At 69.9% G+C, this 25,170-nt stretch carries 24 protein-coding genes; 13 read left to right on the top strand and 11 right to left on the bottom strand.

Annotated features, from left to right (window positions below; translation table 11 throughout):
• Positions 1-9: 9 nt before the first annotated feature.
• From lysW to IEY70_RS04915, 5 genes are all read right to left on the bottom strand, one after another.
• Complete coding sequence (gene lysW / locus IEY70_RS04935; protein ID WP_189063886.1) at positions 10-183, bottom strand: lysine biosynthesis protein LysW; 174 nt, start codon at positions 181-183, stop codon at positions 10-12.
• Between the two features lie 128 nt (positions 184-311).
• Entirely contained in the window at positions 312-650 is a 339-nt protein-coding gene (locus IEY70_RS04930) for a hypothetical protein (RefSeq protein ID WP_189063885.1), read from the bottom strand.
• A gap of 23 nt (positions 651-673) precedes the next feature.
• Positions 674-1,168, bottom strand: coding sequence for a LeuD/DmdB family oxidoreductase small subunit (locus IEY70_RS04925; protein WP_189063884.1), 495 nt, complete (start codon positions 1,166-1,168; stop codon positions 674-676).
• Position 1,169: 1 nt separating this feature from the next.
• Complete coding sequence (locus IEY70_RS04920) at positions 1,170-1,571, bottom strand: VOC family protein (protein WP_189063883.1); 402 nt, start codon at positions 1,569-1,571, stop codon at positions 1,170-1,172.
• Complete coding sequence (locus IEY70_RS04915; protein WP_189063882.1) at positions 1,568-2,854, bottom strand: 3-isopropylmalate dehydratase large subunit; 1,287 nt, start codon at positions 2,852-2,854, stop codon at positions 1,568-1,570. Before IEY70_RS04915 ends, IEY70_RS04920 begins: the two co-directional genes overlap by 4 nt.
• A 277-nt stretch (positions 2,855-3,131) precedes the next feature.
• On the opposite strand from IEY70_RS04915, the gene IEY70_RS04910 reads away from it, so the two are divergent.
• Positions 3,132-4,502: an esterase/lipase family protein gene (locus tag IEY70_RS04910; RefSeq protein ID WP_189063881.1), complete on the top strand. Its 1,371-nt coding sequence runs from the start codon at positions 3,132-3,134 to the stop codon at positions 4,500-4,502.
• A gap of 94 nt (positions 4,503-4,596) precedes the next feature.
• On the opposite strand, the gene IEY70_RS04905 is transcribed toward IEY70_RS04910, so the two are convergent.
• The 5 genes from IEY70_RS04905 to IEY70_RS04885 form a co-directional block, all read right to left on the bottom strand.
• Positions 4,597-6,129 carry a B12-binding domain-containing radical SAM protein gene (locus IEY70_RS04905; RefSeq protein WP_189063880.1) on the bottom strand — a complete coding sequence of 511 codons (1,533 nt, stop codon included), beginning with the start codon at positions 6,127-6,129 and terminating at the stop codon, positions 4,597-4,599.
• A gap of 159 nt (positions 6,130-6,288) precedes the next feature.
• Complete coding sequence (locus tag IEY70_RS04900; RefSeq protein ID WP_189063879.1) at positions 6,289-6,735, bottom strand: hypothetical protein; 447 nt, start codon at positions 6,733-6,735, stop codon at positions 6,289-6,291.
• Positions 6,735-7,241 (bottom strand): Panacea domain-containing protein, encoded by a 507-nt coding sequence (locus IEY70_RS04895; protein ID WP_099749037.1) that lies wholly within the window; start codon positions 7,239-7,241, stop codon positions 6,735-6,737. Before IEY70_RS04895 ends, IEY70_RS04900 begins: the two co-directional genes overlap by 1 nt.
• Positions 7,242-7,290: 49 nt before the next feature.
• On the bottom strand, positions 7,291-8,136 hold the full coding sequence (locus IEY70_RS04890) for a class I SAM-dependent methyltransferase (protein ID WP_229777637.1): 846 nt from the start codon (positions 8,134-8,136) through the stop codon (positions 7,291-7,293).
• 51 nt (positions 8,137-8,187) lie between these two features.
• Positions 8,188-8,493 carry a hypothetical protein gene (locus IEY70_RS04885; protein WP_229777636.1) on the bottom strand — a complete coding sequence of 102 codons (306 nt, stop codon included), beginning with the start codon at positions 8,491-8,493 and terminating at the stop codon, positions 8,188-8,190.
• A gap of 167 nt (positions 8,494-8,660) precedes the next feature.
• Between IEY70_RS04885 and nadB the strand changes: the two genes are divergently transcribed.
• The 3 genes from nadB to nadA are packed head-to-tail and all read left to right on the top strand — an operon-like array spanning position 8,661 to position 12,158.
• On the top strand, positions 8,661-10,214 hold the full coding sequence (nadB, locus tag IEY70_RS04880; RefSeq protein WP_189063878.1) for an L-aspartate oxidase: 1,554 nt from the start codon (positions 8,661-8,663) through the stop codon (positions 10,212-10,214).
• 34 nt (positions 10,215-10,248) lie between these two features.
• Positions 10,249-11,112, top strand: a complete 864-nt coding sequence (nadC, locus tag IEY70_RS04875; RefSeq protein WP_189063877.1) for a carboxylating nicotinate-nucleotide diphosphorylase — start codon at positions 10,249-10,251, stop codon at positions 11,110-11,112.
• A complete protein-coding gene (gene nadA, locus IEY70_RS04870) occupies positions 11,109-12,158 on the top strand; it encodes a quinolinate synthase NadA (protein ID WP_189063876.1) in 1,050 nt (349 codons plus the stop codon). Before nadC ends, nadA begins: the two co-directional genes overlap by 4 nt.
• Positions 12,159-12,290: 132 nt before the next feature.
• Here the strand turns inward: nadA and icd are convergent, their stop codons facing one another.
• Entirely contained in the window at positions 12,291-13,547 is a 1,257-nt protein-coding gene (icd, locus tag IEY70_RS04865; protein ID WP_189063875.1) for an NADP-dependent isocitrate dehydrogenase, read from the bottom strand.
• Between the two features lie 281 nt (positions 13,548-13,828).
• Between icd and IEY70_RS04860 the strand changes: the two genes are divergently transcribed.
• The 9 genes from IEY70_RS04860 (at position 13,829) to IEY70_RS04820 (ending at position 24,927) form a co-directional block, all read left to right on the top strand.
• Positions 13,829-14,065, top strand: coding sequence for a hypothetical protein (locus IEY70_RS04860; protein ID WP_189063874.1), 237 nt, complete (start codon positions 13,829-13,831; stop codon positions 14,063-14,065).
• 107 nt (positions 14,066-14,172) lie between these two features.
• Complete coding sequence (locus tag IEY70_RS04855; RefSeq protein ID WP_189063873.1) at positions 14,173-15,105, top strand: carbohydrate ABC transporter permease; 933 nt, start codon at positions 14,173-14,175, stop codon at positions 15,103-15,105.
• Between the two features lie 138 nt (positions 15,106-15,243).
• Positions 15,244-16,179 (top strand): carbohydrate ABC transporter permease, encoded by a 936-nt coding sequence (locus IEY70_RS04850; RefSeq protein WP_229777635.1) that lies wholly within the window; start codon positions 15,244-15,246, stop codon positions 16,177-16,179.
• On the top strand, positions 16,179-16,709 hold the full coding sequence (locus IEY70_RS04845; protein ID WP_189063872.1) for an NUDIX domain-containing protein: 531 nt from the start codon (positions 16,179-16,181) through the stop codon (positions 16,707-16,709). The genes IEY70_RS04850 and IEY70_RS04845 overlap by 1 nt, the downstream gene beginning before the upstream one ends.
• Positions 16,706-18,088: an FAD-dependent oxidoreductase gene (locus IEY70_RS04840; RefSeq protein WP_189063871.1), complete on the top strand. Its 1,383-nt coding sequence runs from the start codon at positions 16,706-16,708 to the stop codon at positions 18,086-18,088. Before IEY70_RS04845 ends, IEY70_RS04840 begins: the two co-directional genes overlap by 4 nt.
• Positions 18,085-18,621, top strand: a complete 537-nt coding sequence (locus IEY70_RS04835) for a histidine phosphatase family protein (RefSeq protein ID WP_189063870.1) — start codon at positions 18,085-18,087, stop codon at positions 18,619-18,621. Before IEY70_RS04840 ends, IEY70_RS04835 begins: the two co-directional genes overlap by 4 nt.
• On the top strand, positions 18,618-19,493 hold the full coding sequence (locus IEY70_RS04830; protein ID WP_189063869.1) for an alpha/beta hydrolase family protein: 876 nt from the start codon (positions 18,618-18,620) through the stop codon (positions 19,491-19,493). The genes IEY70_RS04835 and IEY70_RS04830 overlap by 4 nt, the downstream gene beginning before the upstream one ends.
• A 173-nt stretch (positions 19,494-19,666) precedes the next feature.
• Complete coding sequence (locus IEY70_RS04825) at positions 19,667-21,454, top strand: winged helix-turn-helix domain-containing protein (RefSeq protein WP_189063868.1); 1,788 nt, start codon at positions 19,667-19,669, stop codon at positions 21,452-21,454.
• Positions 21,451-24,927: a diguanylate cyclase gene (locus IEY70_RS04820; RefSeq protein WP_189063867.1), complete on the top strand. Its 3,477-nt coding sequence runs from the start codon at positions 21,451-21,453 to the stop codon at positions 24,925-24,927. The genes IEY70_RS04825 and IEY70_RS04820 overlap by 4 nt, the downstream gene beginning before the upstream one ends.
• The last annotated feature ends 243 nt before the right edge of the window (positions 24,928-25,170 follow it).

Raw genomic sequence — 25,170 nt, 5'->3', positions numbered from 1 at the left:
CTGGCGGGGTCACTCGCCCCAGTCCTCCGCTTCCTGCGGGGCGGCTTCGAGGCGGGGCGGGTCGATGGAGACGACCTCGTATTCCACGCCGGTTTCGTCGTCGGTGACGAGTTCGCCGAGTTCGGGGTTGGTCAGTTCGATGGTTGCGCCGGTATCGGGGTTTTCAAATTGAACGGTAGCCATATTCACTCCTTACATTTGGTAGGTTATTACAGAAAAAGTTTAGCGTTCGCAATTGCCTAGGCAGGTGGCGCTGCTCTCATACGGATTCCGATTGAACGGCTCTGCAAGCCACTCAATCGGAGTCCGTATCAGATCACCGTGCCGTCCTCCATCATCTCCAACGCCACCAGCCCACGGCAGTGAGGACACGACACCACGCTCACCTCCGCGCCGTCCAGCACCTGCACCGGCGCGGCCGCCAGCAGGTCCTCGGTCACCTCGAACTCCTCACCGCAGTTCGGGCAGGTCGTCATCTCGCCCAGCAGCTCCAGGTCGAAGTCCTCGCCCTCACCGTTCACGGTGACCTCCATCTCCGAATGGCAGGAGTCGCACACGATGACGTCCCCCACCATCAGTTCCGCACGGTCCTCGTCGGTCAGTTCCAGCACTTCCGCGCACACGGGGCATTCAATCTCAAGGGTCGCCATACCCCCAGTGTAGGACGCCCGGTTCAGGCGGGCTCGCCGGGAAAACGCCCGTGCTTCTTGAAGAACGCCAGGATGCTCCCCTCGGCCAGCGCCTCACGCAGGAACTCCGGCGGCGGCGGCAGTTGCACCGTCCCGCCCGCATGCGTCAGGACGCCCGTGGGCACGTCCAGCGACACCTCCGCGCCGTCCTCCAGCAGGTCCGTCAGGTCGAACTCGAACGCCGGGATGCCCAGGTTCAGCAGGTTGCGGTAATGAATACGCGCAAAAGTAGGCGCGACGATCCCGCCCACCTGCAACTTCTTCAGCGCCTGCGGGGCATACTCGCGGCTGCTGCCCAGGCCCCAGTTGCGCCCACCGATCAGCACGTCGCCGGGCCGCACCGCTGCTGCGAATTCGGGTCGGATGTAATGGAACGCGAACGTCTGGAACACGTCCTCGCCCGCCATGAACGGCGCGAACTTGCCCGGCAGGATGTCGTCCGTGTTCACGCTGTCACCAAATTTCCAGATTCTCGGCATCTCAGGCCCCCTCTTGCTCGCTTGACTGCTCGTAACTGATGAATTCCAGCAGCGACCCGTCCGGATCGCGGAAGTACACGCTCAGGCCGTTCCCCTGCGCGCCCGCGCGGGCCACCGGACCCAGTTCCACCGGCACGCCACACGCACCCAGGTGCGCGGCGGCCCCGCTGACCGGGCCGTCCCACACGAAGCACAGGTCACTGCCACCCGGCGCGACCGGCACGCGCGCCAGCGGCTGCGGACTCAGGCCCGGCCCGTGCAGGTTCAGCTGCTGCGCCCCGAAGCGGTACGCGAAGCCCTGCCCGCACGGGATGACCTCGGCCCCCAGCACCCGCGCGTAGAACTCGTTCGAGCGCGCCCAGTCGCAGACGTGCAGCACGCAGTGATCCAGCCGGACGTTCACGCGGGTACCGGGGTGGCCAGCACGTCCTCTGGCAGTGCGACGCGGCCCATGACGGCGGTCGCGGCGGCCACGGCAGGCGACGCGAGGTAGATGCGGGCGTCCTTGTCACCCATGCGCCCGATGAAGTTGCGGTTACTGGTGCTGACGCAGACCTCGCCGGGCGCGAGGACGCCCTGGTGGCGGCCCATGCACGGCCCGCAGCCGGGCGTGCCCAGCACCGCTCCGGCGCGTTGCAGGGTCAACAACGTGCCGTCGGCCATGGCGTCCTCCATGACCTGACTGCTGGCCGGGATGACCAGCAGGCGGGTGCCGGGCGCGACGCGCCGTCCGCGCAGGACGTCGGCGGCGGCGTGCAGGTCCTCGATGCGGCCGTTCGTGCAGGTGCCGATGAACACCTGATCCACGTGCTGGTCGCGCAGCTGTTCGCGCAGGTCGGCCACGTCGAACACGTTGTCGACCTCGCTAGGCGCACTCATGCGGGGGTTCAGGGTGGCAAGGTCGATCTCGATGCTCTGCACGTACGTGGCTCCCTCGTCGGGGTAGACCCAGTCGGGGATGTCGTAGCCGTACGCGGTGAGGATCTCGCCGCCGGGCACGACCAGTCCGGCCTTCGCACCGGCCTCGACGCACAGGTTGGCGAGGGTCATGCGTTCGCCGCGCGTGAAGCGGTCCCCGGCGTGCATCTCGATGCTCTGGTACGTCGCGCCGTCCGCGCCGAGGCGGCGGATCATCTCCAGCGCGACGTCCTTGGCGGTCACGCCGGGCCGCAGGTCGCCCGTGAAGGTCACCTTGACGCTGTCGGGGACTTTCAGCCACGTCTTGCCGCTGGCGGCGGCCAGGGCGATGTCGGTGGCGCCCATGCCGCTGCCGAACGCGGCGACCGCGCCGTAGGTGGTGCTGTGGCTGTCGCTGCCCAGCACGATCCAGCCGGGGCGGGCCAGTCCCTCCTCCATCAGCACCTGATGGCAGATGCCGCGCCCCACGTCGAACAGGCGCACGCCGGTCTGCGCGGCGTACTCGCGCGCTTCCTTCTGCGCCTGGGCCACGCTGACGGTACTGGCCGGGGCGACGTGGTCGATCACGATGCTGACCCGCTCGGGGTATTTAGGCGTGGCGTTCAGGTCCTGCTGCATGCGCTGGATGAAGCTCTGGGCGATGGAGTCCACGACCATGACCTGATCGACCTCGACGACCGCGAGGTCGCCGGCGTACACGACCTGCGTGCCGCGCCGGGAGAGGATCTTTTCCGCCATGGTCTGCGGGCGGGGGGTGGGGTTCGTCATGCGGCCCATCATGCCGCATCGGGTCAGGGTCGGCGTGAGATTGACTGGATTTCAGGCGGAATTGTTTGCAAACGCCAGGAAGGGGGCAGGAAGGGTGCAGTTCAAAAATGAACCCCCGTCAAGTAAACCTCTCCCCCGGTATGTCACTGTGCGGAACGTACCCACAACCCAGCTGCCACCCGCGGCAGAACCGTCCGTTCCAGCGTGTCCGGACACCAGCAGCCCCCACTCCTGAATCCGGCGCGGGCCTGCCTCCGCCCGTGGCCCAGGAGCCGTCATGTCACATGCCCCGCACCGTACCCATGCCCGCACCCCCGTCCTGGCCGCCCTGAGCGCCGCGCTGCTGCTCGCCTCCTGCGGCGCACCCACCGGCCCCACGGCTGCCACCGTTCCGGCCACGGCAGCCGTGCCCACCCCGACCGAGGCGACCGCCGCCCCTACCCGCACCGACCTGCGCGACACCGCGCTGCCCGCACCGCTGAACGCGCAGGCGCTGGATAAGAGCACGCCGCTGATCCTGGTGCACGGCCTGGGCGGCTTCGGGCGGGACGAGGCGCTGGGCCTGCGCTACTGGGGCGGCCTGAACGACGTGCAGCAGGACCTGCGCGGCCAGGGCTACGCGGTCCACACGGCCAGCATGGGGCCAGTCAGCAGCAACTGGGACCGCGCGGCCGAACTGTACGCGCAGATCAAGGGCGGCTGCGTGGACTACGGCGCGGCGCACGCCGCCACGCACGGGCACGCCCGCACGGACGCCGCCAAGTGCTACCCCGGCTTCTACCCGCAGTGGGACGCGCAGCACCCGGTCAACCTGCTGGGTCACTCCATGGGCGGCCAGACCGCGCGCCTGCTCGTGAAACTGCTGGATGACGGCGACGCCGCCAATCGCGCCAGCGGCGGCCTGTACGCCGGAGGCCGCGCCGGGTGGGTGCGCAGCGTCATGACGGTCAGCAGCCCAAACAACGGCAGCCCCGCCGCCGACACGTTGCAGGACGCCGTGCCCATGTTCAAGAACCTGATCCTGGCCTTCGCGGGCAGCGTCGGCGGGCTCGACCCGCAGAACTTCGTGTACAACTTCGACCTGGGCCAGTGGGGCCTGAGCCGCGCGCCGGGCGAGAATTTCACCACGTACAACACCCGCGTGTTCAACTCCGGCATCTGGAACAGCCGCGATCAGGCGGCGTACGACCTGAGCGTGGACGGCGCGGCCGCCCTGAACGCCTACGCGGGCCGCAGCCGCACCACGCGGTACTTCTCGTGGGAGACGAACGCCACCACCACCGGCCTGATCAGCGGCTGGCAGTACCCCACCCCCACCATGAACCCGGTCCTGCAACCCATCGCGTACCCCTACGCGTGGCCGCTGAAACCCGGCCTGGGCAACATCACGGGCCACAGCCCAGGCGGGGCCGTCACGTACAGCAGCGCGTGGTGGGCGAACGACGGGATCGTCCCGAACACCTCCATGAACGCCCCGACCGGTCAGGGCAGCGCCGCGTACACCGGGCAGGCCACCACGCCTGGGGGCTGGTACCGCCTGGGCCGCGTCAGCGGGTACGACCACATCGACATCACAGGCAACCTGTCGTTCCGGGACGTGAAGACCTTCTACCGCAACCAGGCGGCATTCCTGGCCTCGCAGAACTGACTGACTGGGGCATGGGCTGTAGCTCGTACATGGTAGGCGCACGGAATCAGCCCCGCTCCTGTACGGGAGGGGGCTGGTCCGGGGATACGCGGGGTCAGATGGCGAGGCCCTGCGCGTGGGCGCTGACGTCCTTGCTCTCGTACTGGCCGGGCGGCAGGTCGATGGCGGGGGCGTTCGTCTCGAATTCGTCGCTCCAGCCGACATCGGCCAGGGCTTTCTTCCACGCGCCGATGCTCTCGTTGCGGTAGATCTGGTAGGCGGCCATGCCGACCTCGGGGCCGCCGCGCGCGATCACGCTTTCCACCCAGGCCCACTTGGCGGACACGTTGCGCAGTTCGGCGGTGGTGCGCAGTTCCTTCTGGATGCGTTTCATGCGCTTCTCGATGACCTGCACGCCGGCGAAGGGGTCCGCGAAGTGCGGCGTGTGGCGTTTGGGCACGAAGGGGCTGATGCCCAGCGCGATGCGGTTGATTCCGGCGAGTTCCTTGGTGAAGGAGATCAGTTCCGTGATGTCGTCGTCGTTCTCGGGGCCGAGGCCGATCATCATGTACACCTTGACGCCCTTGAAGCCCAGGTCGCGGCTGATGTGCGCGGTCTTCACGAGGTCCTCGGTGGTGATGCCCTTTTTCAGCCAGCGGCGCAGGCGTTCGCTGGGGGCGTCGCTGGCGACCGTGAAGGTCCGCAGCCCGCCGGCCTTGAGGATCTCGGCCAGTTCGGCGTCGACCGTGTCGGCCCGGATGGAGCTGACGCCGAGCTTGATGCCCCGGTCGGTCAGGGTACGGCCCACGAACTTGGTGTGCGGGAAGTCGCTGAGGGCCGCGCCGACCAGTCCGACCTTGGTGGCCCAGTCGGGAATCACGTCCAGCAGTTCCTGCGCCTGATTGTTGCGGTTCGGGCCGTACATGGTCCGGGCGAGGCAGAAGGTGCAGGGGCGGGGGCAGCCGCGCTGCGCCTCGACCAGGAACATGTTGCTCAGTTCGCTGTGCGGCGTGACGATCTGGCTGTACGCGGGCAGCAGTTCCTTGGGCGCGGTCGCCCACTTGGGTTCGTGCGTGTGCCGCGCCGGGAGGAACACGCCGGGCATGCCGTCCACGAGGTCGTAGAAGTCCTCGCGGCTCGTCGCCTCGCGCAGGGCCTCGCTGACGACCGGGATGATCTGCTCGCCGTCCCCGATGATGATCACGTCCGCGAACGGAGCGAGCGGGTAGGGGTTGGAGCTGGTGAACGGCCCGCCGATCATGACGATGGCGTCGCTGTCGTCGCGTTCCTCGCGCAGGGGGCGCAGGCCCGCCACGTCCAGCAGGCGGATGATGTTCGTCAGGTCCAGCTCGAAGGACACGCTGACCGCGAACAGCTGGCAGTCCCCGGCGTCCCGGCCGGTCTCGACGGTGGGCAGGGCCTGCCCGGTCCGCTCGAAGGCCTCGACGTCGTCGGGCAGGAAGGCGCGTTCGCAGGCGACACCTTCCTCGTTGTTGAACATGCGGTAGATGACCTGATAACCCAGCGAGGCCATCCCGACCGAGTAGCGGTTGGGGAAGGCCAGGGTCACGCGGACGGGAGCCTGCTTGAACAGGGTGCCGGTCTCGTCGTCCAGCAGGGGTTTGATGGTGTTGCGCCAGTAACTCAAAAGTCCTCCGGGAGCGTGGGCCGCGCCGGAGGGGACCAGAGCAGGTCTCAGCGCAGGGGCTGGGCTCGGGCGGCGGCGCGCGTCACAATCTGCCATTCTACGGGATTACGCGCACCCAACTGAAGTGCGCGTTACGACGCGCACACACCCCTGCGGGGACTACGGGTCCGGGGTGGGGGGTGGAGCGTCCGGCAGGGCGCGTTCCTGCGGGTACAGCCAGCGCAGGAACACCAGGAACAGGCCGATCACGGTGGCGGTGCTGGTCGTCAGGAACGCCACGAGCACGCTGCTGTCCAGCCGGAACGGTCGGCCCGCCAGTTCACCCCACCCGGCCGCCAGGGTCAGGACCACGTCGGCGGCCAGCCACGCGCCGGACAGCAGGAACACGATGGCCCCCACGCCCAGCCGCAGCCAGCGTTGATCCACCGCCTCGCGGTAACGCAGTTCGCGGGTGCGGCGTTCCAGGTCCGCCTGGGTGGGAAGGGCGCGCCGCTCGGCTTCCAGGCCGTGCAGCACGGCCTGCTCGATGGCGGTCCGTTCGGGTGCCGGGGCCGGTGGTGGGGCGGCAGGTGACGGACCGGCGGGTGGTGGGGCGGGGTCCGGCATCAGGCGCTGCGGGCCAGGGCGGTGTAGTACTCGCGGGTGATCTCGTCGGGGATCAGGTCCGCGCGGGCCGCGTACACCTGCGCCCAGGGACTCCCGGCGCGGTGGGTCAGGCGCGAGAGTTCCAGGCCGTCCATGCTGCCGTAGGCGCTCCAGACGCTGCGGATCACCTCGGCCGCGTCCGGGTCGGCGTGCAGGTCCGGTTCGGACGGCGCAACCGGCAGCGGCGACTCGATGGGCTGCACGCCCCGCCCGCCCCAGCGTTCCCACAGGCGGCGGATGACCGGGCCATTCTTCCAGGCGTGTACGGTGTTGTACGTCAGGGGGCGGCCCAGCAGGGCCAGCGCGTAGCCGTGCGCGATGAACACCAGTTTGTGCACCTGCATCTGCGTCAGGTGCCGCCCCTCGCGGCGGGCGAGTTCGATGAAGGCGTTCGCCACGACCTCGGCGGCGTACCCGCCGGGGGGCAGCGCGGCGGGCCAGGGGGTGACGGGCTCAGGGTGGGTCATGGCGAAAACCTCCTTTCCCGGCCGGTCGGACCCGCCGGGGGTTCTGTCCTCAGCGTAACACGGCAGAGCTGGAAGGGGTGGGATCGGTGGCGTCCAGCGTGCCCAGGTACGCCTTCGTCAGGTACGCCAGTTGCACGTGGGCCTCCGCGCCGCCCGGTTCCACGGTTGCGTGAGCATCGAACGCTGCGTCCAGCGCCGAGCGCAGGGCCGGGAACTCCGGCGAGTCCGGCGCGGGCAGGTAACTCACGCTGCCCGCCAGCGCATGCAGCGCCGCGCGCGTCAGGGTGTGCGCGTGCGTCCACTCGCGCACCTCGAACCCGCCGGGCATGAACAGCGGCAGGTCGTCCTCCGGCACGCGCAGTTGCAGGGGATCGTCGTCCGTGAAGGCCCGCACGACCTCGCCGTATGCGCGGTTGAACGGCGCGCTGTCCTGTGCGGCCCGCCAGTCGTTCCAGACGAACAGCACCCGCCCGCCCGGAACCAGCACCCGCCGGAACTCGGGGGTCGTGCGCGCCGGGTCGAACCAGTGGGCCGCCTGCGCCGCCGTGATCAGCCCCACCGACGCGCCCGCCAACCCGGTCGCCTCGGACGTTCCGGCCTGCACGGTCAGGCCCGGCACGCCACGCAACCCCCCGCCCAGCGCGGCGCGCATGTCCGGGTTGGGTTCCACGGCCGTCACCGCCGCGCCGTGCGCCAGCAGCAGGCGCGTGAACAGGCCGGTGCCCGCGCCGATATCCGCGACCCGTGCATTCAGCAACCCCAGGTCACGCAGCCACGCGCCCAGCGCGTCCGGATAACCGGGGCGGGCCTGCGCGTACACGTCCGCGCGGCCCAGAAAGCGCGCCGGGTTCAGCACGCTGGAATCGGCCGTCTGTTCGGGCATCAGGTCAGACATACCCTCATCCTGGCATGGCGACCCGCACGGCGCGGGAGCACCTGCGCAGCCTCAGGCGGACGTGTCCGGCGTGACCGGAGGTTTCTCCAGACGGACCGGGGCGACGCTGGCAGGCCGGGCAGGTTCGCTGCCGCCACGCGCCCGCAACGCCGGACGCCACGCACTCGTCACGAAATACACCAGTCCCGCCAGCAGACCCGTCACCAGCAGAAACCACAGCAGGCGCCCCAGCACACCCACAGCGCCCACCAGCACGGCACCCAGGCCCACCAGCACCTGACCGATCAACCACACCAGCGCCAGCGCCGTGACCGCCAGCAGAATCACGCCCGCCAGGGCAAGCAGCAGTCGTGTCATACCGCGCAGTCTAGCAAGCGGGCGGATGGCGGATGGCGGATGGCAGATGGCAGATGGCAGATGGCAGATGGCAGATGGCAGATGGCAGATGGCAGATGGCAGCGTGTGCGCGATCCGGCGGCTCCTGTCAAGCCCTTTGCTCCTGTCCGTGCCGTACCCTGTCGGGCGTGAGGATTGTCGAGACGGAGCTGCTGGTGGTCGGCGGCGGTGTGGCGGGTGCGTACGCGGCCCTGACGGCGCGCAGTTACGGGGCGGATGTGGTGCTGGCCTGCAAGACGCCGCTGACGGGCGGTTCGACCCGCTGGGCGCAGGGCGGCATCGCGGCGCCACTGGCGCAGGGGGATGAGGACGCGCATGCGCTCGACACCCTGAAGGCCGGACGTGGCCTGTGCGAGCCGGAGGCGGTGCAGGCGTTCGTGCGGGACGCCCGGTCGCACGTGGAGACCCTGCGGGACCTGGGCGTGACGTTCAGCCCGCACGTGACGCTGGAAGGCGGGCACAGCCGGGCCAGGATCCGGCACACGGGCGACTCGACGGGGCACTCGATCAGCCTGGCGCTGGCCGGGGCGCTCGGAGCGGCGCGGGGTCCGGCGCTGAACGTGCTGGAGGGCGCGTTCGTGCGGAACCTGCGGGTGTCCGGGGGTGCGGTGGTGGGCGTGGACCTGCTCACGCCGGACGGGCCCGTGAGGGTGCGGGCCGGGGCGGTGCTGCTGGCGACCGGGGGGTTCGGGCGGCTGTACCCGGTGACGACCGCGCCGCCCGAGGGTACCGGGGACGGGCTGGGGCTGGCGTGGCAGGCGGGCGCGGCGCTGCGGGACCTGGAGTTCGTGCAGTTCCACCCGACGGCCGTGGTGCGGGGCGGGGCGGCGTTCCTGGTGACGGAGGCCGCGCGCGGCGAGGGTGGGCGGCTGCTGAACGCACGGGGCGAGCGGTTCATGGAACGGTACGATCCGGCGCACGAACTCGCGCCGCGTGACGTGGTGGCCCGCGCCATCGCCGCCGAGATCGCCGCGACGGGCCGGGTGGACCTGGACCTGCGGCACCTGGGCGCGGCGTTCGTGCGCTCGCGCTTCCCGACGGTCACGGCGTCCCTGGCGCCACTGGGCCTGGACCTGGGCGCGGACCTGATCCCGGTGCAGCCGGCGGTGCATTACACGATGGGGGGCGTGCAGACGGACGTGCAGGGCCGCGCGGGCGTGCCGGGCCTGTACGCGGCGGGCGAGGTGGCGTCCAGTGGCCTGCACGGCGCGAACCGGCTGGCCAGTAACAGCCTGTCCGAGGGGCTGGTGTTCGGCGCGCGGGCGGCGCGGGCAGCCCTGGCGGTCCTGAAGCCGGTGCCAGCGCGCACGGAGGCACTCCCGGCACCGCTGGTGGACCCCGCCTGCCTTCCCGCACTGCGGGCAGCCGTGGCGGACGCGGCGGGGTTGCGGCGCGACGGGACGGCGCTGCGGGCCGCGCTGGACGCCTGGGCGTGGCCGGTGACGACCACCGAGTCCCGCGAGAGCCTGGAGGCCGGGCATCTGGCCCTGATCGGAGAGCGGGTGTTGCGGGCGGCGCTGGACCGCGAGGAGTCGCGCGGCGGGCATCACCGGACGGACTTTCCGGGCGAGGCGGCGGGCGCGGTGCATTCCATGCAGTCGCGCGCGCTGGGGGAAACGGTGGCGCGGGTGCCGGTGGGCACGGCGGTTCCTGCCACTTCTGTGCTAGGGTCTTCCGCGTGAAATCCCGCACAACGTCACCGCTGGGGGCCGCCCCATGCTGAGCCTCGACGAGCGCCTGCGCGCCGCCCTGGCCGAGGATATCGGCCGGGGGGACGCCACGACCCTCGCCACCATTCCCGCCTCGCAGGGGGCCACCGCCGAGTTCCTGCTGAAGGAACCGGGCGTCCTGAGTGGCCTGGAGGTCGCCACGCGCGTCTTCGCGCTGGTGGACCCGGCCGTGACGGTCACCTGGACCGCGCGGGACGGCGAGGCCCGCACGCGCGGCCCGATCGGCACGGTGAGCGGCGCGGCCCGCAGCCTCCTGACCGGCGAACGCCTCGCCCTGAACCTGATGCAGCGCCTCTCGGGCGTCGCCACGCAGACCCGGCGCTACGCGGACGCGCTGGGCGGCGGGCACACGCGCCTGCTCGACACCCGCAAGACCACCCCGCTGTGGCGCGACCTGGAGAAACAGGCGGTGCGGCACGGCGGCGGGTTCAATCACCGCGCGGGCCTGGACGACGGCATCCTGATCAAGGACAACCACGTGGCCGCCGCCGGGAGCATCACGGAAGCCATCCGCCGCGCCCGCGACCACAGTTACCTGCTGAAGATCGAGTGCGAGGTGCCGGACCTCGCGGGCCTGGAGGAAGCCCTGCACGCCCGCGCCGACCGCGTGCTGCTGGACAACATGAGCGACGAACTGCTGGCCCAGGCCGTGGCCCTGCGAGACCGCCTCGCGCCGCACGTGACGCTGGAAGCCAGCGGCAACATGACCCCCGAACGCCTGCCGCGCGTGGCGGCCAGCGGCGTGGACTTCGTGAGTGCCGGGGCGCTGACGCACTCGGCGCCCGCGCTGGACATCAGCCTGAACTTCCTTCCCACCCCACACACCCCTGCACCCGAGGACCTGTCATGACCGACCTGCCCAACACGGCCCCCACCCCCCGCCCCGTCACGGAACGCCCCGACCCGGCCAGCACCCCGGTCGTCCCGCGGCCGCAGACGCCCAACCGCGACCTGCTGCAACTGGAAGTCATGCCGGACGAATCGCAGATCCGCGCGGACATCGAACGCCTGCGCCGCGAGAAGAACGCCGTGATCATCGCGCACAACTACCAGCGGCCCGAGGTGCAGGCCGTGGCCGACTACGTGGGCGACTCGCTGGGCCTGTCCCGGCAGGCCGCGAAGACCGACGCGGACGTGATCGTGTTCGCCGGCGTGCACTTCATGGCCGAAACCGCCGCCATCCTCAACCCGGACAAGACCGTGCTGCTGCCCGACCTGCGCGCCGGGTGCTCGCTGGCCGACACCGTCACCGCGCAGGGCATCCGCGACTGGAAAACGCAGAACCCCGGCGGACTGGTCGTCACGTACGTGAACACCACCGCCGACGTGAAAGCCGAGAGCGACTACTGCTGCACCAGCGGGAACGCCGTGCAGATCGTGCAGAACCTCCCGGCAGACGTGCCGGTCCTGTTCGCCCCGGACCGCTTCCTGGCGGCGCACGTCATCCGCGAGACCGGCCGGGCCATGGACGTCTGGGACGGCGCCTGCCACGTCCACGAGGCCATCCGCCCCGAGGACGTCACGGACCAGCAGGCCGCGTACCCGGACGCCGAACTGCTCATCCACCCCGAATGCGGCTGCTCCACCAAAATCCTGGGCGCCCTGCCGGAATTGCAGCTGTACTCCACCGAGGGCATGGTCCACCGCGCCCGCGAGAGCGCCGCGCAGGAATTCATCGTCGTCACCGAGACCGGCATGGTCACCCGCCTGGAACACGACGTGCCCGACAAGACCTTCATTCCGGTCAGCCGCACCGCCTGCTGCGAGTACATGAAGATGATCACCCTGGAGAACATCCGCGACGCACTGGAGAACCTGCAACCGCGCGTGACTGTTCCCGCCGACATCCGCGAGAAGGCCCTGGTGCCCATCGAACGCATGCTCGCCATCGGGTAACCCCGCAGCCGCAGACAGGCCCGCCACGCCGCTCCGGTGGGCGGGCCTGTCTGTGGCTGTGGGCAGAGCATGTAAACAGGGAGGCCCGGACGCAGCGTGTGCGGTCCGGGCCTCCCTCCCTTGCCGTGTGGCTTATGCCTTGCGGGCTTTCATGTTCTCGATGATCTTGTCACCGAACTGGCTGGTCTTGACTTCGGTGGCGCCTTCCATGTTGCGGGCGAAGTCGTACGTGACGACGCGCTGCTGGATGGTGTCGTCCAGGCCTTTCAGGATCAGGTCGGCGGCCTCGGTCCAGCCCATGTAGCGCAGCATCATCTCGCCCGAGAGGATCACGGAGCTGGGGTTGATGACGTCCTTACCGGCGTACTTGGGGGCGGTACCGTGCGTGGCTTCGAAGATGGCGTGGCCGGTCACGTAGTTGATGTTCGCGCCGGGGGCGATGCCGATCCCGCCGACCTGTGCGGCCAGCGCGTCGCTGACGTAGTCGCCGTTCAGGTTCAGCGTGGCGATCACGTCGTAGTCGGTGGGGCGCAGCAGGATCTGCTGGAGGAAGTTGTCGGCGATGACGTCCTTGATGACGATGCCGTTCGGGAGCTGGCACCAGGGGCCGCCGTCGATCTCGACCGCGCCGAATTCACGTTTGGCGAGTTCGTAGCCCCAGTCGCGGAAGCCGCCTTCCGTGAACTTCATGATGTTGCCCTTGTGGACGATGGCGACGCTCTTGCGGCCGTTGTCGATGGCGAACTGGATGGCGGCGCGCACGAGACGCTCGGTGCCTTCGCGGCTGACGGGCTTGATGCCGAACGAGCTGGTGTCGGGGAAGCGGATCTTGGTGACGCCCATCTCGCGGGTCAGGAAGCCGCGGACCTTGTCGGCCTCGGGCGTGCCGGCCTTGTACTCGATGCCGGCGTAGATGTCCTCGGTGTTCTCGCGGAAGATGACCATGTCCACGTCTTCGGGGCGCTTGACGGGGCTGGGCACGCCCTTGAAGTACTGGACGGGGCGCACGCAGGCGTACAGGTCGAGTTCCTGGCGCAGCGCGACGTTGATGGAGCGGATGCCCGTGCCGACCGGGGTGGTCAGCGGGCCCTTGATGCCGAACAGGTACTCGCGGAAGGCGTCCAGGGTGCCCTGGGGCAGCCACTCGTTGGCGCCGTACACTTCGAGGCTCTTCTCACCGGCGTAGACTTCCATCCACTCGATCTTCTTCTCACCGCCGTAGGCGATCTCGACGGCGGCGTCGAGGACGCGCACGCTGGCTTTCCAGATGTCGGGGCCGGTGCCGTCGCCCTCGACGAAGGGAATGATGGGGTGGTTCGGCACGCTGAGCTTGCCGTCTTGCATCGTGATCTTCTCGCCCTGCGTGGGCACCTTGATGTGGTTATCCATGACGGGAATCACTGTACCCCAGTCGCGTGAGCGGGGAGTTGGTGTCCGTGTTACCCGAAGGGTTCAAGGCGCGATCTGGACGCAGTTCAGAGTTTGGTGGGTGTCCGGCCGGGGCGGGATCGGCCGCGCTCAGGGCGGGCGCGTGCCCTCATGAAGGATTGCCTTCGGGTTCCTGGGGGACTCCTGAACGTTCCCTCACCGCAGGCTCGGCCCGCTGCCTGATGCTGGGCACACCCAAGAGGGCCAACCCAAGAGGGAATTCAACTTGCAGGAGGTTCACAATGAGTGATGACAAGAGCACTGCCGGGAACATGCTGGACGCCGCCAAGGCCAAGGTCAACGAGGGCGCCGACCGCCTGCGTGAAGCGGGGCATGACGTCGCGCACGCCGTGACGGGCGACGCGCACCACAAGGCCGAAGCCCTTGAGGACCGCGCCAAGGCCGAGGTTCATAACGCCGAAGCGAACGCCGAGTACACCGAAGGCAAACGCGAAGCGACCGACGGCGACGGCCACTGATCCCGGACTGACCTCCCACCGGACCCCGCGTGGTCCGCACCAGCTTCCCCCTGCGGGAGGCTGGTTTTTTCATGCCTGCGGGACGCGAAGTGCGTACACTGCCGGGCATGACTTCAACCCAGCGGCGTGTGTCACGCCGGGCACAGCACAAGTTGGGTGGAACGGGCGCCAAGGTCACGGCCCGCAACACCCTGATCGCCTACGCCTTCATGCTTCCGTTCCTGATCCTGCTGGTCGTGTACCACACGTGGCCCGTGATTTTCGGTACGTACCTGGCGTTCACGAAGTACAACATCATCTCGCCGCCGCAGTGGGTGGGCCTGGCGAACTTCCGGGAACTGCTGGCCGACGAGCAGTTCTGGTCGGGGCTGACCAACAGCCTGAAGTACATCCTGGTCGTGCCGGTCATTCAGGTGATCGCGATTCTGGTGGCGCTGCTGGTGAACCGGCCCCTGAAAGGCATCGGGTTTTTCCGCACGGCGTACTACGTGCCGGTCGTGACGAGCTTCGCGGTAGTGGGCCTCATCTGGAACTGGATGTACCAGCAGGGCGGGCCGGTCACGGCCGTCCTGGGATTCCTGGGCCTGCCGCAGAACGGCAGTTTCCTGAACAACCCGGCCACGGCGCTGTACGCGGTGATGTTCGTGACGCTCTGGAAGGGCATCGGGTACTACATGGTGCTGTACCTCGCGGGATTGCAGGGCATCAGCCCGGAGCTGGAGGAAGCGGCCACCATCGACGGCGCGACCCGCACGCAGGTGTTCTGGAACATCACGCTGCCGGGGCTGCGGCCCACGATTCTGGTGTGCAGCCTGATGTCCACCATCAGCGCCATCAAGGTGTTCGAGGAGATCTACGTGATGACGCAGGGCGGCCCGGCCGGCAGTACGTACTCGGCGCTGTTCTACACGTACTCGCGGGCGTTCGTGGACTTCCAGTACGGGCTGGCGGCCGCGGCCGGGATCATCATCGCGGTCATCAGCATCCTGTTCGGCCTGATCAACTTCAAACTGACGCGCGGAGGGAAAGTCGATGCCTGACCTGATACGGATTCCGTTTGTTTCGCCCTCCACCCGGAAGGGCGCCGGGTTGCCAACTCCACGTCCGAAACCCGTTTCTCTCCTTCTCGCATCCGCTCGGACCCAGTGGCCTTTGCAGTCCATTCAATCGGAGTCCGTATGACCTCTCCCCTGCCCGCCGCGACCGCCCCCATGAGCGCCGAGGAGCACGCCCGGCTGGCCGCGCAGCTCAAATCGCGCCGCGTGGCCCGGCAACGCGTGCAGAACGTCCTGGCGTACGCGGTGCTGATCGTGATCGCGCTGATCATGCTCTACCCGTTCTACTGGACGCTGATCACGTCGTTCGAACCGACCGGGAACATCTACGAGGCGAAGATCCTGCCCAAGGGTGTGTCCCTGCGCAACTACGCCGAGGTGTTCAGCGGGACGACCGTGCCGTTCTGGCGCCTGATCCTGAACTCGCTGGTCATCTGCGTGCTGGGCGTGACCATCACGACCACCCTGGCGACCCTGGCCGCGTACCCACTGGCCAAGATGCGCTTTCCGGGCCGGGACCTGATCTTCTACGCGATCCTGATCCTGATGGTCCTGCCGAACGAGGCGGGACTGATCGTCAACTACATCACGACCATCAAACTGGGCCTGCTGCAACAGACCAACCCGGTCATTGACGCGGTCCGTCAGTACATGGCGGTGGTCCTGCCGGGCGCAGCCAGCATCATCGGGCTGTTCCTGCTGCGGCAGGCATACCTGGGCGTCCCGCAGGAACTGATCGAGGCCGCCCGCATCGACGGGGCGCGCGAACTGACCATCTGGCGGCGCATCATGCTGCCGCTGGCCCTCCCCACCATCGTGGCGTTCGCCATCCTGGAATTCGTGGCGTACTGGAACTCGTTCCTGTGGGCGCGGATCATGCTGCCCGACAAGAACATGCTGCCCCTCTCGGCGGGCCTGCTGGAACTCAGCAGCACCTTCAGCACGAACAGCCGCGCCGTCATGGCGGGCGCCGTGATCACGATCATCCCGATCCTGATCGTGTTCCTGATGGGCCAGAAGTACTTCATGAAAGGCCTGGAAGGTGCGGTGAAAGGCTGATGCTGGCGCTGCCACGACTGCTGACGCGGCCACGACGCCGGAAGGACTTCTACGTGAACGCCCGCGCCGTGATCGAACGCAGCGGCCCCCACGGGCGAGAGGTCCTGCTGCAACGCCGCGTGAAACCCGGGCAACCCAGACGCCTGGAATTTCCCGGCGGGCAACTCGACCCCTTCGAGGGCATCACGGACGCCCTGGCCCGCGAGGTCCGCGAGGAAACGGGCCTGACCGTCACCGACTACCTGACGGACCTGCGCGGCACCGTCACCGTGACCCCGGCCGCCGAGGTGGAGTGCCTGACGCCCACTTTCGTGTACCAGACCCGGCGCGGGCCGGTGGACAGCGTGGGCTTCTTCTTCCGCGTGCAGGCCAGCGGCGACCTGACGGAGCGCGGCGACGGGGCCGCCGGTCACGAGTGGGTACCGCTGGCTGAGGTCCGCCGCCGCTTTCAGGACGCGCCGGACACCTTCGACTGGCTCACGCAGGCGGCGCTGAGGCACCTGCTGACGCACGACTGGCGGGACGCGTGACCGGGGGCACCCTCCCCTACCGGACGCTGGGCCGCGAGTGGGACGTGATCGTGGCGGGGGGCGGGACGGCCGGGGCGGTCGCGGGGGTCGCGGCGGCCCGGTCGGGCGCGCGGGTGCTGGTCGTGGAGGCGCAGGGCAGTCTGGGCGGCACGGGCACGAACGCGTGGGTGACGCCGCTGATGCGGAACGTGTCGGGCGGGCAGAACCTGAACCTGGGCCTGACGGACGAGATCAAGGCCCGCCTGCGGGCGCGGGGGGACGGCGCGGTGGACGCGCACGGGAACGACAACTGGTTCAATCCGGAGGGCCTGAAGTTCGTGCTGGACGACCTGCTGGCCGACGCGGGGGCGGAGGTGCTGTTTCACACGCAGGTGGTGCAGCCCGTCATGGATGGGGACAGGATCGGGGCGCTGGTCGTACACAACAAGGGGGGCTTGCAGGCGCTGCGGGCGCGGGTGTTCATCGACGCGACCGGGGACGCGGACGTGGCGGCGGAGGCGGGCGTGCCGTTCCAGGCGGGTGATGAGGACGGGGTGCATCAGGCCATGAGTCTGCGGTTCTCGCTGGCGGGCGTGGATACGGGGCGGCTGCGTGACTTCCTGAACGGCGCGGGGCAACCGCAGGACGGGCCGGAGTTCCTGCATTTCTGGATGGTGTGGGGCCGCCGCAGTTCGCTGGAGGGCCTGTTCCGGCAGGCGGTGGCGGACGGGGTGCTGCTGGAGCGGGACGGGGATTACTTCCAGGCGTTCAGCGTGCCGGGGCGGCCCGGAGAGTTGAGTTTCAACTGCCCGCGTATCCGCGCGGACCTGAACGACGGCGCGGACCCCTGGCAGCTCAGCGAGGCGCAACTGGACGGGCGGGCGGCCGTGACGCGTCTGACGGACTTCTGCCGCCGGTTCCTGCCGGGCTGCGAGAACGCGTTCGTGGGGGTGGTCGCGCCGATGGTGGGTGTGCGCGAGACGCGGCGCATCGAGGGCGAGTACACGCTGGGCGTGACGGACATCCTGGACTGCGCGCGCTTCGAGGATTCCATCTGCCGGAATCACTACCCGGTGGACATCCACTCGGTGAAGGGGGGCGCGCGGCTGCTGCACGAGCGGGAGGGCAGCGCGCCGTACTTCGCGCCGGACGCGTACCACGAGATTCCGTTCCGGGCGCTGGTGCCGCGCGGCGTGGTGAACCTGCTGGTGCCGGGGCGCGCGGCGAGCAGTACCTTCGAGGCGCAGTCCGCGATTCGCGTGCAGCAGAACTGCCACACGATGGGCGAGGCGGCCGGGATCGCGGCGGCGTGGGCGGCGCGGGATCACGCGGGGCAGGTGCGGGCGGTGGACGTGCAGGCCCTGCGGGCCGAGATGCGCGCGCGGGGAGGGAACGTATGACGGGCAGAGTTGAAGTGAAGCCGGGAACGCTGCTGCTGGTGCGGCACGCGCGGGCGACCGGGCAGGAACCGCACGCCCCGCTGACCCCGGACGGCGAGGCGGCGGCGCAGGAGTTGGCTTCTTCGCTGGCCGGGCTGGGTGTCACGCGGATCGTCAGCAGCCCCTGGGTGCGGGCGGCGGCGACGGCGCGTCCGCTGGCAGATCGGCTGGGCCTGCCCGTCACGACGGATCAGCGCCTGACCGAGCGGGTCCTGAGCGGCGCATCCCGCGCCGACTGGCGCGAGCGGCTGCGGGAGAGTTTCGCGGACGACACCCTGTGCCTGCCGGGCGGCGAGTCCGGCGCGGCGGCCCGCGCCCGCATTCAGGCGGCGCTGGCGGACGCGCGCGACCCGGCGGGCGTGGTGGCCGTGGTCACGCACGGGAACCTGCTGGCGCTGGCACTGGGCCTGACCTTCGGGGACTGGGCGACGCTGCGTAACCCGGACGTGTGGGCGGCACGTCCGGACGGTCAGGCCATGCGGGTGGAGGCGTGATCCGCGCGTTCGATCCGGCCGACCCGCACGCGGCCCCGCTGGTGGGCGGTGGGCCGTACCGGGTGGTGCGCCGGGTGCTGGCGGGCGTGCCGTGCCTGCTGGAACTGCCGCCCGAGGGGCAACCGGTCACGGCGCTGTGCGTGGTGTACCACGGGGCCTGGGCGGCCAAGGAGGGCAAGCTGGGCGTGTACGCGGCCCTGGCGGCGGGCCGTGCGGGTGTGGACGGTGCGGGTGTGGACGGTGCGGGGGTGGGCGGCGCGGCGGTGCTGCTGCCGGACGCGGCGCTGCACGGCGAGCGGCAGGGCGACACCCCCCCGGACCTGAATGCCCGCGAGTACGTGTGGGAGAGCGTGCGCCGCACGGTGGCCGAGGCTCCGGCGCTGCTGGAGGCGCTGCACACCCAGGCGGGCGCGGACCTCGGGCTGGACTTCGGGTCAGCATTCCGGAGTGTGCCGTTGTGGCTGGTGGGGTCCAGCATGGGCGGGTACGTGGCGCAGACGCTGCGGCACACCCTGCCGGACGCGGGCTTCCCGGTGGCGCGGACGGCGGCGCTGATCACGTCCGGCGTGTGGAATGAACCGCAGGTGCGCGTCCCGGCGCTGCGGGCCTTCCTCGACACCTACCGGCCGGTCACGCACATGGCGGAGTTGCCTGTCACGCCACTGCTGCTGGCCAGTGGCGAGGCGGACCCGACCTTCCCGCTGGCGGCGCATCACGCGCCCACGGCGGCGGCGTACCGGGCGGCGTTCGCGCAGGCGGGTGCAGATGCGGGTCTGGTCGAGCGCACCTTCGCGGGCGTCGGGCATTACACCAGCGTGCAGATGCGGGACGCCGTGCTGGACTTTCTGGAACCCGGTCGGCCGCCTGCCTGACCGGAGGCGTGGCGGTGCAGGTCGTGGCGGTGAAGGGCGTGGCAGCGCAGATCGTGATGGCGGCCCGGATAAATCCAGGCTGGGTGGCGGTGAATTCCGGCAGAACTCCCTGTTGCTACTTTCACTCCGCATGAGAGAGTTCTGTAAGCGGGGCCGTGACAGGATCAGGCGGTATGAACCACTCGGTCCGGCAGGAGGAGCCGACAGCAAGCCCCGCGTCGGTCACGCCCACGCCGCCCGTGCCCGCGCCGCCCGGCATTCCGGCGGGCGCGGGGGCCGCCGAGACCGGTTCGTTGACGGCGCGTGAGCAGGCGGTATTTGACCTGCTGCGCGTCAATCCGGGTCGCCTGTACACCCGCGCGGAAATCCTGGAGCGGGTGTGGGGCCTGGAGTTCAGCGGTGACGAGCGGGTGGTCGATGCGTACGTGAATCGCATCCGCCGCAAGCTGGAGGGCGCGGGAGGTGACGCGCCGCTCATCGAGACGGTGCGCGGCGCCGGGTACCGCTGCGCGCCCGGTGTGGGCGGTGGCCGCCGGGCGTGGCCGCACCTGTCGCAGTTGCCGGTCGAGGCGCAGGAACTCCTGTCACTCGTCAGTGCGTACGGCTCGGAGGCCAGTCCGGGCGCGATCTTGCAGGTCCTGCTGGACAACATGGGCCGCGTGCCGAACCTGAGCCGCGCGGCGCTGCTGAACGTCACGCCGCCCGTGCCGGAGGTGCTGGCCGCCGCCGGGACCGTGGACGGCCGGGACGGCCCCACGTTGCACGTGCCGCTGCCTGCCCAGCCGGGCGTGACGGTGGCGTTCACGGGGCTGCCCGGCGCCGAGTGGGATGCCGGAACGCGGGCGTACCTGCGGGGTGCGGCGCGCCTGGTGGGCGGTTCGCTGCTGCGGGCGCTGGACCTGCAGGCGGAACGGCGGGCGTATCAGCGCCTGCGGGAGCAGGTGCAGGTGCTGGAGGACCGGGCGCTGCGGTCCAGGCAGGACAGCGCGGCCCTGCTGTCTCTGACGCACCTGCTGGAAGGGGCGCGCGGCGTGCCGGACATCCTGAACGTGAGCCTGCCGGTCCTGGCGGAACTGGCAGGCACGGACGCCTGCGCCGCGTGGTTCCCGCATGCTGGCGGGCCGCCCGGTGTGGCCGTGCACCGCACGGGCCTGCCGCTGGGCATGCCCGACCCCGACCGGTTCACCCCTGACGTGCCCGGTCCCGATACACCTGGCGTGCTGAGCGTCGAGATCGGTGAGCAGACGCTGCGGCTGCTGCCGTTCTCGGTCACGGACGCGCCCGCACCTCCGGTCACGGGGCAGGAGGCCAGCGCGCTGCTGCCGGCCGCGGCGCGCTGCGTGGCCCTGGCCCTGTCTCAGGCGACGCTGCTGCGCGCCCTGGAACGCTCGGCCCTGACGGACGAGTACACCGGCCTCGGGAACCGTCAGGCGTTCCTGGCGGACCTGCACGCCGAGGTGGCGTTCGCGGCGCGGCACGGCGCGCGGTTCGCGGTGACGCTGGTGGACCTGGGGAACATCCGGTACCTGAACGCCACGGCCGGGTACGCCGGCGGGAACGACCTGATCTCGCGGCTGGCGCGGACCCTGCGGGCCGTGACGCGCGCCGAGGACCGCGCCTACCGCCTGAACGGCGCGACGTTCGCGTTGCTGCTGCGCTTCCCGTCGCAGGAGGCGGCGCCGGAAGCGGCGGGCGACCCGGCCGTCCGTGGCTGGCAGGAGCGGCTGGGCGGGGCGCTGTCGCACCTGCGGCGGGGCGCGCCCGTGCCGCTGGACCTGCATACCTCGCTGGTGGTGTGTCCGGAGGACGCTGCGGGTACCTCCGACCTGTTCCGGCTGGCGCTGGACCGCCTGAGTCCCGCCCAGTGGCCGGAGCAGCCGCCAGAGCAGCCGCGCGGGCCGACCCCCGCGACGGTCCGGCCGCCCCTGAACCCTGGTCTGAACGACGGGGACGGTGAATGACAGAGATGCTGGATAACGTGCGGGCCGCCGTGACGGTCAGCAGCGGGCCGCTGACGGACCTGCGCGCGCACGCCGCACGCTGCGCCGCGCTGGCCGAACAGTCCAGCCCGGACGCCCTGAACGAACTGCTGCACGCCGCGACCGATTACGTGAACGCCGCGCACGCCGCCGCCGACGAGGCAGCCGAGATCGAGGGCCTGTCCCTGATGGCGGGCGCCGCGCAGCGCAGCGGGCAACTGCGGCTGGCAGTGGAGTGCCAGCAGCGGGAACTGGACCTGCGGGCGCGGCGTGGGGACCGGGCCGGGCAGGCGCACTGCCTGAACAACATCGGGATGCTGCACGCGAACCTGGGCGCGCACGCCGACGCGCTGGCCGCCCTGCACGGCTGCCAGCAACTGTGCGACCAGTACCAGGAACTGCCGGACGAACTGCGCGGCGCGTGCAGCGTGAACATCGCGCACTCGTTCCTGCTGATGGGGCAGCCCTCGCACGCCCTGACGTTCCTGCACCCCGGCCTGGACACCGCGCGCCGCTGCGGGGACGTGCAGACGGAACTGGCCGCGCTGGGCATCCTGGGACTGGCGCACAACGAACTGCGGAATACCGAACTGGCCGCCCGGACCCTGCTGGACGCCATCGAACTGGCGCGCATGCACGACCAGACGCCGCACCTGATCGACCTGTTCGACAACCTGGGGCAGGTGCACCTGAACCTCGGGGACGCCGCGCAGGCCGAAGCGATGTTCCAGCAGTCGCTGTACTGGGCCGAGGAGACCGGCGACGTGCACGGCCGCGTGAACGCCCTGCTGAGCCTGGGCCGCGCCGCGTTCAGCCGTCAGGACGTCCAGGCGGCCCTGGCCCAGCTGACCGGCGCGCTGCAACAGGCGCGGCAGTACGACCTGAATGCCTCGGCCCTGACGATCCTGACCACCCTCGTTCACGGTCTGGAGCAGCAGGACCGTCCCGCCGACGCGTACCCGTTCCTGCGGGCGCTGCGGGAACTGGAACGGCAACTGTTCACCGAGGACAGCGAGCGGCAGGTGCAGTCGCTGCGCAGTCAGTTCGAGGCGGAACGCGCCCGGCACGACGCCGACGTGTACCGGCAACTGAACGAGGCGGCGCAGCACGCCCGCCTGCAGGCCGAGGAGACCGTGCGGGTCCGCACCGCCGAACTGGAAGCCGTGCAGATCGAGATCGTCACGCGGCTCGGCATGGCCGCCGAGTACCGCGACGACCGCACCGGGCAGCACACGCGCCGCGTCGGGGAACTCAGCGGGCAGCTCGCGCAGATGATGGGCCTGCCGCCCGAGGAGGTCGACCTGATCCGCTGGGCGGCGCGCCTGCATGACATCGGCAAGATCGGCGTCAGTGACGACATCCTGCTGAAGACCAGTCCGTACACCCCGGAAGAATTCGAGCGCATGAAACTGCACACCGTCATCGGCGCGAAGGTGCTGGAGGGCAGCACGTCCCGCCTGCTGCGCATGGCCGAGGAGATCGCCCGCACGCACCATGAGCGCTGGGACGGCGCCGGTTACCCCCGCCAGCTCAGCGGCACGGACATCCCCATCTCCGGGCGGATCGTGGCGGTCGCGGACGTGTTCGACGCCCTGACATCCGAACGGCCGTACAAGGACGCCTGGACGGTCAAGGACGCCCTGAACGAGATGCAGCGCGGCAGCGGCACGCAGTTCGACCCGGAGATCGTGGAACGCCTGATCATGATGGTCAGCAGCAACCAGCCGGAACTCAAGCCCATGCTGGCCCCCCGGCTGCACCCGGACCTGCACGCCGCACCCAGCGCGCAACCCGGCGACGGGCACGCCCGTGAAGCGCAGCAGCTGATCGAGCAGGCCTGGAACATGCGTCAGAGCGACCCCAAGGGCGGCGCCGTGATCGCCCGGCGCGCCCTGGACGCCGCGCGCCGCTGCGGGGACGACCTGACCCTGGGCCTCGCGCAGCGCACCAGCGGCTTCTACTGCTTCATGGCCGGCCAGTACGAGGAAGCCCTGACGCACCTCTCGCAGGGCACGGACATCGGCATCCTGTGCGACAACCGCGCCCTTCAGGCCGACTGCGCGAACTTCACGGCCGCCGTGTACTCGAACCTTCAGGATTACGAGAAGGCCGCCGATCACCTCGCGGTGGTCCTGCGTATCGCCCGCGAGGACCACGACCGCCTGCGTGAAGCGCACGCCCTGCACAACCTCTCGAACCTGTACTACCACAACCGCGACCTCGACAAATCCATGGAACTGGTGCAGGCGGGCCTGGAACTGTACCGCTCGCTGAACCACACCAGCGGACTGGCGTTCGCGCTGAGCATGCAGGCCACCGTCGCCTTCGACCTGGGCCAGCCGGAGGTGGCCGCGCAGGCCGCGCAGGCCGCCATCGAGTACGCCGCGCAGGCCGGGAATCTCAGCGTGGGGAATACGGCCCTCGCCACGGCAGGTCAGGCCACCGCACGCCTGGGCGACACGGAACGCGGGATCGCCATGCTGCACGCCGCCATCGATGAGGCCCGGCAGAACGAACTGACCCTGCTGGAAGCCGGGCACCTGTACGAGCTGGGCCGGGTGTTGCAGAGCAGCGGTGACCTGCGGGCCGCCCAGGACTACTACCAGCAGGCGCTGGCACGCGCCGAGGCGCTGTCTGCGCGGGACGTCATGATGAACACGTACCTGCAACTGTCCGAGTTGTGCGCGGCCGAGGGACGACACCAGGAGGCGTTCGAGCTGTACCGGCGGCATCATGACGTGGAACGCGAGATTCACAGTCTGTCGGCAGCACTCAAGACGCGGGCCCTGATGACGCAACTGGAGGTCGAGCGGGTGAAGTCCGAGGCGCAGATCTACCGCCTGAAGACCATCGAGCTGGCCAGTGCCAACGAGGCGCTGGAACGCGTGAACACCGAGAAGAGCGGACTGGTGAACATGCTCGAGGAGCAGTCGCGCCTGCTGGAACGCCAGCTGTCCGAGGACGGCCTGACCGGGCTGTTCAACCGGCGGCACGTGGAGGGCGTGTTGCAGCACGAGTTCCTGCACGGGCGGGTCACGCAGGCGCCGCTGTGCGTGGCGATGGCGGACATCGACCACTTCAAGCAGATCAACGATCAGTTCTCGCATCTGGTGGGGGATCAGGTGCTGCGGGCCGTGGCGGCGCTGTTCCAGAACGCGGTGCGGCCCAGCGACAGCGTGGGCCGGTACGGGGGCGAGGAGTTCCTGTTCGTGTTCCCGAACACCACCACCGAGCAGGGGCAGCGGATCTGCGAGCGGGTACGGGAACTGGTGAACACCTACGACTGGTCCCAGATTCACCCGGCACTGACGGTGTCGCTGTCGATGGGTGTGGCGACCGACCCGCGCGTCCCGAACCACGAACGGCTGGTGTCGCTGGCCGACGAGCAGCTGTACCGCGCCAAGCGTTCCGGACGGAACCGGGTGTGCGTACTGACCGACGTGCCCGAAGCCTGACGGCCGCCGCGCCGCGTGGCGTCTCATCGCATTCCGTCTGTTTCGCTGACAACCCGCAATGGCGCTGGGTTGCCAGCTCCACGTCCGGAACCCGCTTCGGCTCCCACCCGCATCCGCTCGGAGTGAATGACCTTTGCAGCCCATTCAATCGGAGTCCGGTTGAGGGGGCGGGCGTCATAATCGGCCCGGTTTGTGACTTTTTTTGACTTTCCGCAGACCATGAAACGCCCGGCACCGTCCAGC

It is taken from the genome of Deinococcus seoulensis, assembly GCF_014648115.1.
In the GTDB taxonomy this organism is placed as follows: Bacteria; Deinococcota; Deinococci; order Deinococcales; family Deinococcaceae; genus Deinococcus; species Deinococcus seoulensis.
This window is presented reverse-complemented; position numbering and strand designations above follow the sequence as displayed.